The organism is Pontibacter sp. GD7 (assembly GCF_058216375.1).
This window is the reverse complement of record NZ_JBYZMP010000010.1, coordinates 38616-50675: the sequence shown is the minus strand read 5'-3', so window position 1 is coordinate 50675 and position 12060 is coordinate 38616. Positions and strand designations below refer to the sequence as shown.

General features: G+C 44.5%; 16 protein-coding genes. 4 read left to right on the top strand and 12 right to left on the bottom strand.

Annotated features, from left to right (window positions below; translation table 11 throughout):
* Positions 1-74 precede the first annotated feature (74 nt).
* Together gldB and AC4BAP_RS15005 are read left to right on the top strand one after the other, a co-directional pair.
* Complete coding sequence (gene gldB / locus AC4BAP_RS15010) at positions 75-1079, top strand: gliding motility lipoprotein GldB (RefSeq protein WP_490583484.1); 1005 nt, start codon at positions 75-77, stop codon at positions 1077-1079.
* Between the two features lie 19 nt (positions 1080-1098).
* Entirely contained in the window at positions 1099-2298 is a 1200-nt protein-coding gene (locus tag AC4BAP_RS15005) for a glycosyltransferase family 4 protein (RefSeq protein ID WP_490583483.1), read from the top strand.
* A gap of 283 nt (positions 2299-2581) precedes the next feature.
* On the opposite strand, the gene AC4BAP_RS15000 is transcribed toward AC4BAP_RS15005, so the two are convergent.
* Positions 2582-3094, bottom strand: a complete 513-nt coding sequence (locus AC4BAP_RS15000) for a YdeI/OmpD-associated family protein (RefSeq protein ID WP_490583482.1) — start codon at positions 3092-3094, stop codon at positions 2582-2584.
* A 183-nt stretch (positions 3095-3277) separates the two neighbouring features.
* Here AC4BAP_RS15000 and AC4BAP_RS14995 point away from each other — a divergent pair, with 183 nt between their 5' ends.
* Complete coding sequence (locus AC4BAP_RS14995; RefSeq protein ID WP_490583481.1) at positions 3278-3733, top strand: DUF4890 domain-containing protein; 456 nt, start codon at positions 3278-3280, stop codon at positions 3731-3733.
* Positions 3734-3796: 63 nt separating this feature from the next.
* On the opposite strand, the gene AC4BAP_RS14990 is transcribed toward AC4BAP_RS14995, so the two are convergent.
* The 9 genes from AC4BAP_RS14990 to AC4BAP_RS14950 form a co-directional block, all read right to left on the bottom strand.
* Positions 3797-4387 carry an LURP-one-related/scramblase family protein gene (locus AC4BAP_RS14990; protein ID WP_490583480.1) on the bottom strand — a complete coding sequence of 197 codons (591 nt, stop codon included), beginning with the start codon at positions 4385-4387 and terminating at the stop codon, positions 3797-3799.
* A gap of 144 nt (positions 4388-4531) precedes the next feature.
* Complete coding sequence (locus AC4BAP_RS14985; RefSeq protein WP_490583479.1) at positions 4532-5038, bottom strand: hypothetical protein; 507 nt, start codon at positions 5036-5038, stop codon at positions 4532-4534.
* A gap of 83 nt (positions 5039-5121) precedes the next feature.
* Positions 5122-5523, bottom strand: a complete 402-nt coding sequence (locus AC4BAP_RS14980; RefSeq protein WP_490583478.1) for a hypothetical protein — start codon at positions 5521-5523, stop codon at positions 5122-5124.
* A 329-nt stretch (positions 5524-5852) separates the two neighbouring features.
* Positions 5853-6536, bottom strand: a complete 684-nt coding sequence (nth, locus tag AC4BAP_RS14975; RefSeq protein WP_490583477.1) for an endonuclease III — start codon at positions 6534-6536, stop codon at positions 5853-5855.
* Positions 6537-6555: 19 nt separating this feature from the next.
* Entirely contained in the window at positions 6556-6786 is a 231-nt protein-coding gene (locus tag AC4BAP_RS14970) for a hypothetical protein (protein WP_490583476.1), read from the bottom strand.
* On the bottom strand, positions 6761-7363 hold the full coding sequence (locus tag AC4BAP_RS14965; RefSeq protein WP_490583475.1) for an RNA polymerase sigma factor: 603 nt from the start codon (positions 7361-7363) through the stop codon (positions 6761-6763). The genes AC4BAP_RS14970 and AC4BAP_RS14965 overlap by 26 nt, the downstream gene beginning before the upstream one ends.
* Before the next feature lie 483 nt (positions 7364-7846).
* Positions 7847-8224, bottom strand: coding sequence for a group III truncated hemoglobin (locus tag AC4BAP_RS14960; RefSeq protein ID WP_490583474.1), 378 nt, complete (start codon positions 8222-8224; stop codon positions 7847-7849).
* Between the two features lie 267 nt (positions 8225-8491).
* Complete coding sequence (locus AC4BAP_RS14955; protein ID WP_490583473.1) at positions 8492-8830, bottom strand: hypothetical protein; 339 nt, start codon at positions 8828-8830, stop codon at positions 8492-8494.
* Between the two features lie 280 nt (positions 8831-9110).
* Positions 9111-9539 carry a hypothetical protein gene (locus AC4BAP_RS14950; protein ID WP_490583472.1) on the bottom strand — a complete coding sequence of 143 codons (429 nt, stop codon included), beginning with the start codon at positions 9537-9539 and terminating at the stop codon, positions 9111-9113.
* Between the two features lie 224 nt (positions 9540-9763).
* Here AC4BAP_RS14950 and AC4BAP_RS14945 point away from each other — a divergent pair, with 224 nt between their 5' ends.
* Entirely contained in the window at positions 9764-11026 is a 1263-nt protein-coding gene (locus AC4BAP_RS14945) for an MFS transporter (protein ID WP_490583471.1), read from the top strand.
* A 67-nt stretch (positions 11027-11093) separates the two neighbouring features.
* Here the strand turns inward: AC4BAP_RS14945 and AC4BAP_RS14940 are convergent, their stop codons facing one another.
* Together AC4BAP_RS14940 and AC4BAP_RS14935 are read right to left on the bottom strand one after the other, a co-directional pair.
* On the bottom strand, positions 11094-11216 hold the full coding sequence (locus tag AC4BAP_RS14940) for a 30S ribosomal protein THX (protein ID WP_490583470.1): 123 nt from the start codon (positions 11214-11216) through the stop codon (positions 11094-11096).
* A 72-nt stretch (positions 11217-11288) separates the two neighbouring features.
* Positions 11289-11984 carry a T9SS type A sorting domain-containing protein gene (locus AC4BAP_RS14935; RefSeq protein ID WP_490583469.1) on the bottom strand — a complete coding sequence of 232 codons (696 nt, stop codon included), beginning with the start codon at positions 11982-11984 and terminating at the stop codon, positions 11289-11291.
* Positions 11985-12060 lie beyond the last annotated feature (76 nt).

Here is a 12060-nt window from a genome sequence, read left to right as displayed (position 1 = left end):
GCATAATTAAATTGATGCATTAGTGTTACACTAATACGTAAGAACCCTCTATTTTTGTACAAATATACACGATAATGTATTACAGAATTTTAATAATAGCGGTACTACTACTACTCTCTTTTGGGTGCAAAAATAAAAGCTGTGATATTCCCGAAGAAATAGCTGAAATCCCCATAGAAGTGGAGATTGACCGGTTGGAAAAGCCGTTATATAAGGCTGAGTCCGGGCAGGAAATTGTGCAGTTCCTGAATAGTAACCCTTTGTTTGCCAATAACTACCTGCAACGTGGCGAGTACCCTGCAGATTCTATACTTGTAAATTCGTTGCTGCCTCTTGCAACCAATGCATCGCTGGACACGCTGGTGCAGGAAGCCACTAAAAAGTTTGGCAACATGGAAGAGGAAAAAGAGCAGCTGGAGATTGCCTTTAAGCATATCAAGCACTTCTACCCGGACTTCAACCCGCCACAGGTAAAGACATTTGTTACCGGTCTGGGTTCGCTTGGCAACGATTTGTTTGTGTCTGACTCTTTGCTGGTATTTGGCATCGACTACTTTATTGGGAAAGGGGCAACTTATCGTCCGCAGGCGTATGAGTATATTTTAAAACGCTACGAGCGCGAAAAGATGGTGCCTGCCGCCATGTTGTTGCTCTCGAACAGGTATAACAAAGCTAACTTCAGAGACAGAACGTTGCTGTCTGAGATGATAAACATGGGCAAGGCTTATTACTTTGTAAAAGCCGTAATGCCATGTACCCCTGATTCGCTTATCATCAGTTATACGGATCAGGAACTGGCGGATGTATACCATAACGAAGGACGCATTTGGGCACATTTCATTGAAAAGAGCCTGCTTTATGAAAAGAACCCGTTCCAGATACAGAAGTATGTGGGAGAACGGCCTTCTACTCCTGAAATAGACAGCAAAGCACCAGGCCGCCTGGGAACATGGGTAGGCTGGCAGATCGTGCGCGCTTACATGGAACGTAACCCAAACGTAACGTTACCTGAGCTGATGGCAGAAACAGATTACAAGAAGATCTTTAACGAGTCAAAGTATAAGCCTAAGAAGAAGTAGCCCAATGGGTTAGCCCCTGATGCATATAGCCGTATTTAACCAGCACCACCACAACCCGGATTGCCCTGCCACGTGCAGGCACTACACCTTTTTACAGGAGTTGGCTAAGCGGCACCAGGTAACGCTTGTTACCAGCAACGGCTGGCGCAGTATCCGGATCAGCGATAAGTATGACTGGGTGCCAAAGGGTGTGAAGCTGCATGAGTGTGAGGTTGCCTATGCGAATAAGATGGGCATACTACAGCGCCTGTTCTCTTTTGCTGGCTATGCTGCCTACAGCTTCTGGAAAGGCCTTTCTATACCTAAACCGGATGTATTTTGGGCTGTTTCTACGCCGCTAAGCACTCCTTTTATAGTGGCGCAAGTGGCGCGGCTGCGTAATATTCCCTGGGTGTTTGAGGTGCAGGACCTGTGGCCAAGTTTCCCGATAGAGATGGGTGCCGTAAAGTATAAATGGATGCAGCGCCTGCTGTTCCGCACCGAAAAAAGCTTGTACAACAGTGCCAGCCACATCATCACCCTCTCCCCGGACATGACAGCCTACGTAGCAGGATTGGGAGTGCCACTAGCTAAAATAACGACAAACTACAACGGCACCGATATTGAACAGGCTGATGCCGTAACGGAGCAGGAAGTAGAAGCGCTACGGCAAAAGTATAGGTTACAAGGCAAAAAGGTGGTGCTGTATGCCGGTACCTATGGCCGTGCCAACGACATGCTTACCCTAATGCAGGCAATAAAGCAGACTGCCACGGATGAAAGTATAAATTTTATACTTACCGGAAACGGATACTACGAGCCGCAGCTACGGGAATTGGCGGCGCAGGTGCCGAATCTGCTTTTAATGGAGCCGCTTCCGCGACCAGAGGTGTTTAAGCTTTTTAAGTTAGCTGATGTTTCGCTGGTTACTTTTAACAACCTGCCAGTACTAGCATCCAACTCACCGTCCAAGTTCTACGACAGCCTGGCCTGTGGCACTCCGGTTATCGTAACCAACCCTGGCTGGACGAAGCGTTTTGTGGAAGAGCACCAGGTAGGGTGGTATACACCTGCCGAAGAGCCGACTGCTTTGGCAGAAAGTATAAATTACGCGCTTAGTAAGCCAGAAGAACTAAAAGCAGCAGGTTCCAGAGGCGAGGCCATAGCCCGCAGTTTATTTAACAGGCAAATGCTTGTGAAAGATGTAGAACAAGTGCTGTTAGAGGCTGCAAAAATATAACCTGTTCCTGCCGCAAGTTACGTTGTCGCTAAACTTGCGGCTGAGAATGATACCAGTTTGCAACTGGCTTTATACATGATCAGAAATTATACTTCTGTAAATTCCCCTCTTAAGAGGGGCAGGGGTGTGTTAATCATTAGTGGGCAGATATAAAGTATGCCTCAGCTCATCGCAGTTCTTGCTTTTTCAAAGCATAGCAGTTGAAAACTGCTGCTATGCACAGCCACAAGTTACGTTGTCGCTAAACTTGCGGCAAGAATCGATAAGGTTGTATGGTCTGAGCTTACTTCCCCAACATCTCCCTGAAAGACTCTTTCCCAACTGGCAGCTTCTTCAGGTTCTCAATTAATAGTATGGCCCTGTCTATGCGCAGCTGGCTGTTTTTTACACCTGCTACATAATGGATAATGTAGCGTTGCCTGCCAGGGGTAAGTCCATCGAAGCGCTTTTTACCTTCTGCATCCTGGGCCAGTAGTTCTTCCAGTTCTTCGGGCATCTCCATGCCATACTTGCTTTCGTCTTTCTCCAGCTTTACCCATACTTCGGAGCCGGCTTGTAAGCCCAGTTGCTTCAGGCGTTTGTTGTTGATGCTGATATAGCCACAACCATTTCCTAAAGCCACAATGCCGCCCTGAAAGGTAAGGCTGTCGTTGATCGTGCACAAAAGGCGCACATTATACTTGCCGCCTAACTGCTGCACCACTTTCTGGGGCACTTCCAAGTAATGCATTCCTACCAGGTGCGCTAACTTGTTCACACAGGTTTTATACTTTATTTCAGGAAGTGCTGGGGGCATAGGAGTAAGCATTTACAAGTATAAGTATAGCTAAAAACATGCAGCCTACATATCAGTGAGTCTGAAAACCTCAATTCATTTTCTGGCACAGCTTTTGGAAGTGCCATAGCAACAGGGCAAGCAATCTTAGGTTCTGTCCCTGAACAACCAAATAAGCATCTAACCTTTTATAAAGAAAGAAAAATGAAAAAGATCATAGCAATGTTGGCCATGGGTGCACTGATGACAGGAGCTACTTACGCTCAGGAGGCACCGCAAAAAGACAGAAAGCACCGCACAGAACGACATATGCACAAGGCTAAAAAATCTCCGGAAGAGATGGCGGCCAGGCGCACCGAGATGTTCACCAAAAAGTATGACCTGAACAAATCGCAGCAGAAGAAGGTGCAGGCCCTGAATCTGAAATTTGCCCAGGAGAAACATGAACTTCACAAAAACCGAGGCGAAGCCAGAGACCACAGGAGCATGCGCGGCGAAATGCAGGCCAGCAGAGCACGCTACGAAGCCGAGCTAAAAGATATCCTGAATAAAAAGCAGTATGCCCAGTATGAAGCTGACAAAGCGGAAATGCGCACTAAACATGAGCACAAGCGTGAGCACCGCAAAGGAGAACGCGGAGAAAGGCATCACAAGAGCTAATAATATGAGAATGCAGAAAGGGGAGGCGCAATGGCCTCCTTTTTCTTTTTATAAAGTATATGTCTACTCTTTCAGCACCATGTCGATGCACATAACAGCGCCAAGTATAAGCAGACGGATGTTGTTGTTTTGAGGAACCTGGTCGGTCATGGTGAGCATGTAATTATCTGCGGAGGTAAAAAGCTCTTTACCAATGCCAGCCCATTTTTTACTTACATGGGCAAACTCCAGGTTGTCTTTCACAAATTTAAAGTCCCAACTTGTCCATTTGCCCTGCAGCGTAAACAGGTAGTTATCGGCAGTGTCCACCACATCAAACTTGCCCCCGATCGAGAATAACTTTTGTTTCAGGCGGCCAACTACTTCACCGTTTCCGTCCAGTATATCAACTGTAGACCTGAAAAAGGCCACGCCTCTGCGTACTGTAAGTATCGTTTCGCCGTCGCTGGCTGTCCTTACCTCGATGTTGAAGGGCGTCATGCGCTTGTAGTCGGTAAAGCGCAGCAGACGGGAGAATATGCCCAGGTTTTCCTCGCGGCAGTAAAATGCTACTTCCTGCGTGTGCGGGTCGTAGATGTCGTAGTTGTTGGAGGCTTTAAAAACCCCGGTGTGTTCTTTTACAAAGTATGAATTCTGGTTTAAGGCTGGGTGCATGTGTTAAGGTTAGGTTGTTTTAAGGTTGATTTTATACTTGTTGCAAAGTATAAGTATACAATATAGGGTTTTTAAAGTATAAGTATATTAAAAGTAAGGTGCTCCGTGATTCAATCATACAGCTTTAAAAGCTGGTTTAGAATTTTAGAAATATGATGGCGCAATATCAGTCATTATTATCCAGCCCCTTGAGGTTTTGTATGCTCCTGTTATTTCAATTTTGAAAGATTTGCCACTTCCATAAATTGTGAAGATGACCTTTTTTACAGTTGCGTCTCCGAATGCCTCATCCTGTACTGAGTTAAGTTCAATACTTTCTAATGCAGATATTCCTTTTTCCTTAAGCATTTCTTGGAGAGAGCCGAAGGCCATGTAATGGTTATTCTTTAAGTTGTATATTGTAGGGGTAATACCATTGTAAAAGCCTAACCTTTCCACAAATGGTACTTGACTGGCTTTCTTTTGATAAGCTAATTCAAGTACATCCTTCTTATTTGGAACATACTTTTTGGTAAATCCCTTTGCTGTACCCTTCAGCAAGTATTTACTTATTTCCTTAGTTAATTTCTCATATTCAGTTTGTGTGTGGGACGACGCTAAAGTTGATAAACTACTCAATAGTATAAAAAGAAATAGTAGACCTTTCTTCATCTGTTTGTTTTGATTGTTAATAACATTTTTAACGAAAATACGACTAATCAATATTGGCCTGCCTCGAGACTTAGCTATTGCTTTTAAGAAATTGGCTCTTTGATATTTTGGGGTAACTGTTTCTTCTCTTTAGAGAACTCAACGATTTTAAGATCATAAATTAAACTTTCAAGGCTCTCAACTAAAAGTTGATCAATACCTTCTGGAATATCCATACCTGAAGCAATATATTGCTTACAGGCAACTTCTATTAACTCACTGACAGTAATTTGACCTGTAGCATCCAAGTAAATTTCCTGAGACCAAAAGTCTAGCGTAATCATAGTAGGATTTCCATCAATATTTTTAGGTATATAAATTTCTTCCTTATTAAGCCAACCCCAAGGGCTGGTTCTAACAAAATACATGCTTTTGTTTTCATAAGTCTGAATGAAACTTAAGTCAGAGTTTATAGGGCTTAGCCGTTTGAAAATATTCTTTAACATATGTTTGTCTTATTACTCTATTCCTGAGTATGAAGCTGTTTAGGGTTTTGGCTAAAATAAATCGAACCCGCCATTGTTAGTGTTTTTCACCAACAATTTAAGGCACTGGCCATTATACTTGCTGGTGATAACACGCAGCAAGGGCGGGCAGTATGGATTTTAATAAACGCTAAGCAGGCTCTATTGTAAAAACCTATCTAGCCAAACTATTTTTGATAAGTAAGCCAAATAACTACTTAATATACTACATAATTTCGATTCATCAGCAACAAAAAAAAGCCTGCTGCAACCACAGTTACAGCAGGCTTTCATACTTTATACTTCAAGCTTTACACTCCCCCAACCTTATTCTCCGGGTCATCGGGTATGTTGGGGTAGTATTTCTGGAAAAAGGCGCAGAAGTGGGTAAGGGGGCAATCGTCGCATTTGGGTTTGCGGGCAAGGCAGATGTAGCGGCCATGGAGTATAAGCCAGTGGTGTGCTTTGGCTACCAGGTCTTTGGGCAGGTTGGCTACCAGCTGTTTTTCTACCTCCAGGGGTGTTTTGGCTGCTTTGGTAACCAGGCCCAGACGTTTGCTTACCCTGAACACGTGCGTATCCACGGCCATGGCGGGCTGGTTCCAGATTACCGATACGATTACGTTGGCGGTTTTACGGCCCACGCCAGGCAGCTTCACCAGCTTTTCCACTGTATCCGGAATCTCGGAGTTAAACTGTTCTACCAGCATCTTGCCCAGTCCGGCCAAATGCTTTGCCTTGTTGTTGGGGTAAGATATACTTTTAATGTATGGGAAGATCTCCTCAGGGGTAGCGGCTGCCAGGTGCTCGGGCGTAGGAAAAGCCTCGAACAGGGCAGGCGTAACCATGTTTACGCGCTTATCAGTGCACTGCGCGCTAAGCACAACGGCAAGTATAAGCTCGTAAGGGTTAGTATAGGCGAGTTCGGTTTCAGGCTCCGGAAAGTTCTGCGTGAAGTACTCTACCAGCTGCCTGTAACGTTCTTTTTTAAGCATAAAAAAAGTTTGCAATCGGTTAAGACTGCAAACTTAAGCTTTTTGAGTAATTAAGTATATTTTGTACGGCACGCTTGTGCGGGCTTTTAAGCGCATCGTCTAAAAGATTCTGGATCTGTAAGAGCTCTGAGCAGCTTTCGGCAAGCTCATCGTCGTGCATAAATGCCACCTCCAGCTGTTCACAGGCATCTTCTGCCAACTCGTTGTATACATACTGGATCAGCTCATTCTGAGTAGAGGTTTTTATCATAAGCAATGTTACTTTTTAGCATCTTTTTCCTCAGGTTTATCAGCGCATAGCGCATACGACCCAAGGCAGTGTTGATGCTCACGCCGGTGGCGTCGGCTATCTCCTGGAAGCTCATGTCTGCGTAATGGCGCATCATAAGCACTTCCCGCTGCGCTTGCGGCAGCGTCTGGATTAGCTCTCTCAGGCGGGCATGTGTATCTTCTTTTACCTGCAAGTCCTCGGCAGAGGTCTCAGCAAAAGACAGGTTATTAAACACATTGCTGCCGTCTTCCAGCGTGATCATCGGGCTGCGTTTCTCTTTACGGAAAAAGTCGATCGCCAGGTTGTGGGCGATTCGGCATATCCATGACGAGAACTTGCCTTCTTCGTTATACCTGCCGCTTTTCATGGTATGGACGGCTTTAATAAAAGCGTCCTGCATGAGGTCTTCGGCAGTATACGTGTCTTTAACTATTAATAAGATCGTGGTGTAAACTTTGTTTTTGTGTCTGTTAACCAGCTGTTCAAACGCATTCTCATTACCTGCGATGTAAAGCGATATCAAAGCAGAGTCGCTTACTTGCGTAGTTGTATTCATCTTAAAGCTACATTAGTTTAACGTAGAGCTTTATATCATATTGTGGCGTTTAGGTTTTTTAACAAAGTTTTTTCTGAAGTGAAGAATCAAATATATGTAATGCATTTTATTTCTGCAAGGGCGAGTTATCCTAACAGCCAAATAAAAATACATGCAATTGGAGTAAAAGAGCCTCTTTGTTTCACCGGACTCTTACCGTTGGTCTAACTGTATACGGGAGAATAGTTTAAAAGAGTGTCAAAATCTTTCAATTTAGTTTTCCACATATAGCAAAACGGGCTTATTTTAAAGATTAAGCGGTTTTTGGGCAGTAAGGGTAACGGTTTTTCGTGCATCTTGTGCATTAAGACGCATTAGGTAAGAGGGGAAGGCGCGCTAAAAACTATACTTTAAAACCATAACCACACAGGCGAAAAGCCACTTTGTAATGGGTGTTTTGATCTGGAAAGTATGGTCAAGTATGAAATATGATTTCGGGTTGTGTTAGCTGGTGAAAGTACTTAACATGCCCATGCGTGCCTGAAAAACCTGGGCAATGCTGCTGGCCTTTTGTTTCGATTCGACAGCCTTAGGCCCTTCAAAAAGCGCATCTACGGTATTTGTAAAAAGCTCTACCCAGCGGGTAAAGTGGCTTTGGCTGATCGGAAGGTGCATGTGTTTCTGGAAAGGGTAGCCTTTATATGTCATGCTGCCAAGTAATACTGTGCTCCAGAAACTATACATTATTGGCAAATGAGCCTCCCATTCCACCCTGGCATGCCCGTTAAATACCGGCGACAGCAGGTTGTCCTGGTTTACTGCCTCGTAAAAGGTGTCTACCAGCAGCTTTATATCCTCCTCGTTTTCCAGATCTTTTTTCATGTGCTCTTTTTATTCAAGCAGCAGTACGCTATTCTCTATTTATACTTGTCCACAGGTTGGGCTATGGCTTTGTAACACAGGTACAAGTTTAGGTGGATTTCTGCCGTAATAAAATGATCTTGGTCATTTTGTGGGCATTAAGTAAAAGTTGATGTTGCTTTGGAGGTGATATAAGGGGGGAGGCAGGACCCACAGGAAATAAAAAATCCTTCGAAAGAGCTGAGGGATCTTATCGAAGGATAAAAACAAAAATGGAATGGGTGATAGTTATTTCCTGCTATAGCCTTTCAGGCGATTTAGGATCAGTAATAGTCTGCGGTTGATCTCACGTTCCTCTACTGGCTTGCACTGTGCTGTGATGTCGGTAGGCTTTTTCAGTTTTTGCTCCACATCTTTTAAATGCTCCAGGTAACACTCCAGTGTAGTGCACGACACGTTTTTGAGTACATCGTGGTTTGTGTCGGCTTCTGCTTTATACTTTAAGTTTATTGCTTTCGTGATCTCCACGTTGATCATCTTGGTAAGGTCAGCATTGGTTGTGATCTCTTGCTGGTACACCTTCCGCTCAATGTTCTCCAATAATAATCGGATGTCCAGTTGCTTCATAAGTTAAGTATTAAAATATTTTAACATGCATTTATTCCCTTTGGCTCTCTAAGGTACGCGGTAATAATTGAGTGCGTTTAGCGCAAATCGAATAATAGTATAATGATAATTTTAGGTATACTTCGGTAATAAAGTTTTAATAAAATGATTACCTGAATTTAACAGCCGGATGGCTATTGCTGTGTATTAGCACAGGTGGCTTTTTATATTGGTTTACGCAAAATTGCCGCCGAAGTATAGCTATATGGCAATTATTTCAGGAGTTAAATGGAAGAGAAGATTACGCTTTTACCTGGTATTTGTGCAGCCACATCAGTGCATCGTGCTCATTTGTAAAGCAGTTAAGCGTCAGGACCTCACTCATTTCAACCTCCTGGGCGGCATGCGGGTTTTTCTGCAAAAGCACCTGGTATTGCAGCGGGGTCATTAGATAGGCGATATAGGTCATACTATCAAAGGCATCTTTAAGCACCGGCAAAAACTCTTGTTTGTACCAGGTAACTTTGTCGTTCTCGGAGATGTGCCGTTTCCGGATATCCTGTAGCCAGAATTTGGTATGGTACTGCTTAGCCATAAAAAGAGAGGTCTGATAGCCTTCTTTAAACTGCATATAGTCTACTCTGCTGTTCCATCTGCAAAACAGAACGTCCATATCCTGCTGAAAGTATATGCTCAGGTAATCCAGGTCGGTTTGTTGGGCAGAGATCATTTGATTTACCAATAACTATAAAAAAGCTGAAAGCGGAGACAAGCCGCTACCAAATTGCAGTGCTGTATTAAGGTTGTTTGAGTAGAGACTTAAGAAGCAGTGGTATAGGGTATACGTTTAATATAATTATAAGGCGATAAAATTGACTTTAATATTATGAAGTGAACCTGTTCATGCTAGCAAGGGTTTGAGTAGCTTTGCAATCTTGCAATTTCGATTCCCTTATGAAAGATTCTTTGCGGCACGACCCTTATGCGGTCCTTCGCATCCCGGATTTCCGCCTTTACGTTTCGGCCAGGTTATGTATAACGCTGGCCATGCAGATCCAGGCGGTAATTGTGGGCTGGCAGGTCTATGAACTCACGCAAGACCCGCTCTCGCTTGGCCTGATCGGCTTGGCTGAGGCTTTGCCTTCTATCCTGGTGTCGTTGTATGCCGGTTATGTAGCCGATATGGTGGCACGCAAAAAAATTATTGTTACAGTGGTTGCTGTGCTATTGCTGTGTTCCGCTGCGCTGCTATTCTTTACACTTGATGTAAGTGTGGTACTGCAACAGTATGGCGTGATGCCAATCTATGCGGTAATATTTGTGAGTGGTATTGCCCGTGGATTTATGGGGCCGGCCGTGTTTTCGTTTATGCCACAATTGGTTGCCGCCAAGCAGCTTTACGCCAACGCTATTACCTGGAGCACTACTACCTGGCAGGCAGCCTCACTGGCCGGACCTGCCCTCGGAGGCCTGGTGTATGGTTTCTGGGGAGTTGGCGCGGCCTACACCGTAGACGCTGTACTGGTGTTGTTCTCCTTGTTGTTCTTCTCCATGATCGCCTCACGGCCTTTGCCTGAAAACATTAACCCGCAAAATTTTAAAGAAAGTCTGCGCACCGGGTTAAAGTTTGTTTTTGGTAACCAGGTTATACTTAGCGCCATCTCCCTGGACCTGTTTGCCGTGCTTTTCGGCGGTGCTGTGGCCCTGTTGCCGGTATTTGCATCAGACGTATTGCGGATGGGGCCGGAAGCACTTGGTTTTATGCGTGCCGCACCAGCCATGGGGTTTGTGCTGATGGCCATTGTAATGGCATACAAGCCTATTACACAGGAGGCGGGCAAAAAAATGCTGTGGTGTGTGGCTGGTTTTGGTGTAAGTATAATTTTGTTTGGCCTGTCTACTAACTTTTGGTTTTCTATGGTGTTGCTGGCTTTAAGCGGTGCCTTCGATAGTATAAGCGTCATCATCCGGTCCACCCTGATCCATACTTTAACGCCGGAGTACATGAAAGGAAGGGTCTCATCGGTTAACAGTATTTTTGTGGGCTCATCCAACGAGATCGGTGCTTTTGAGTCGGGGTTAACGGCAAGGATAATGGGAGTAGTGCCGGCGGTTGTTTTCGGGGGAGCCATGACCTTGCTCGTGGTAGGCGTAACGGCCTTTAAAGCAGATAAACTGAGAGAACTCGACCTGTCCCCGAAGCCTGAACTAGCCTAAACAGTAAACAGCAACACCCCGGATAATATATCGTCCGGGGTGTTGCTTTTCCTGCACAGGATGTGGCTTACTTGGCTGTTTCGGTTTGTTTCTTCTCCTGCTTGGCTTTGTTTGCTTTGCGTGGGCGTCTGTTTCCGAAAGTGCCTTTCGTTACCTTGCCTCTCCTGGATTTTTTATCGCCTTTTCCCATAAGTTGTTTGGTTTATGTGATTTGTTTACACAAAGCATTACGGGTGAAGTATAAAATCAGGTTGCTACAAGTTTATTCAAGTATAATCCGTTGGTGCACTACCTCATTGCCGGATGTGGCGCTAAGTATAAACAAGCCTTTATGGTTACGTACTTCATCAGGGCTCAGCCGTGCAGTACCATCTTCCACCATCTTTGTAAGCACCACTTTACCCGACATATCCTTTAACTCCAGCAATGTTTTGCGTGTGCCTTTAAGTCCTTGCAGCACTACTTCACAATCACCGTTTCGACATGGGTTTGGAGCCACTGTTACACGCATCTCCTTTGATGACCTGCTTTGCACAGCAATTATTTTGGAGTAAGCAGACTGGCCATCAAAATCAACCTGCTTTAACCTATAGTAGTTAATGCCTTGTTTAGGGCTTACATCCAAGAAAGTATACTTCTGGGTTACGCTGGAATTGCCCCGGCCCTGCACAGTAGCTATCTGGTCGTAAACCTGTCCGTCTGAACTGCGCTGTACTTCAAAGTGGCTGTTGTTCTCCTCGCTGGCTGTTGTCCAGTTCAGGTTAACGCCGCTTTGGGTGGCAAGGCCGGTGAAGCTGGTGAGTTCTACTGCAAGCGGATCGATGATGCCACAGTTGAGCGCCTCACTGAATATGATATCTACTTTTTGTTTACTCTTATTAGTAAACTCTATCGATATTTTTAATTGCCCTTTATTGTCGAAAAAATTTGCATTTACCTGGAATACTCTTGTAGCCAATGTGGCAGTTATTTCAGGATCAGAAATGACAAAAGGCTTACCGTTTGCTTGAGGGACTTTAATCTCTGTAACCACA

Coding starts and splice junctions, on each gene's coding strand:
- gldB (WP_490583484.1), top strand. CDS start 75: ATGTATTACAGAATTTTAATAATAGCGGTACTACTACTACTCTCTTTT.
- AC4BAP_RS15005 (WP_490583483.1), top strand. CDS start 1,099: ATGCATATAGCCGTATTTAACCAGCACCACCACAACCCGGATTGCCCT.
- AC4BAP_RS15000 (WP_490583482.1), bottom strand. CDS start 3,094: ATGCCCCCAGCACTTCCTGAAATAAAGTATAAAACCTGTGTGAACAAG.
- AC4BAP_RS14995 (WP_490583481.1), top strand. CDS start 3,278: ATGAAAAAGATCATAGCAATGTTGGCCATGGGTGCACTGATGACAGGA.
- AC4BAP_RS14990 (WP_490583480.1), bottom strand. CDS start 4,387: ATGCACCCAGCCTTAAACCAGAATTCATACTTTGTAAAAGAACACACC.
- AC4BAP_RS14985 (WP_490583479.1), bottom strand. CDS start 5,038: ATGAAGAAAGGTCTACTATTTCTTTTTATACTATTGAGTAGTTTATCA.
- AC4BAP_RS14980 (WP_490583478.1), bottom strand. CDS start 5,523: ATGTTAAAGAATATTTTCAAACGGCTAAGCCCTATAAACTCTGACTTA.
- nth (WP_490583477.1), bottom strand. CDS start 6,536: ATGCTTAAAAAAGAACGTTACAGGCAGCTGGTAGAGTACTTCACGCAG.
- AC4BAP_RS14970 (WP_490583476.1), bottom strand. CDS start 6,786: ATGATAAAAACCTCTACTCAGAATGAGCTGATCCAGTATGTATACAAC.
- AC4BAP_RS14965 (WP_490583475.1), bottom strand. CDS start 7,363: ATGAATACAACTACGCAAGTAAGCGACTCTGCTTTGATATCGCTTTAC.
- AC4BAP_RS14960 (WP_490583474.1), bottom strand. CDS start 8,224: ATGAAAAAAGATCTGGAAAACGAGGAGGATATAAAGCTGCTGGTAGAC.
- AC4BAP_RS14955 (WP_490583473.1), bottom strand. CDS start 8,830: ATGAAGCAACTGGACATCCGATTATTATTGGAGAACATTGAGCGGAAG.
- AC4BAP_RS14950 (WP_490583472.1), bottom strand. CDS start 9,539: ATGATCTCTGCCCAACAAACCGACCTGGATTACCTGAGCATATACTTT.
- AC4BAP_RS14945 (WP_490583471.1), top strand. CDS start 9,764: ATGAAAGATTCTTTGCGGCACGACCCTTATGCGGTCCTTCGCATCCCG.
- AC4BAP_RS14940 (WP_490583470.1), bottom strand. CDS start 11,216: ATGGGAAAAGGCGATAAAAAATCCAGGAGAGGCAAGGTAACGAAAGGC.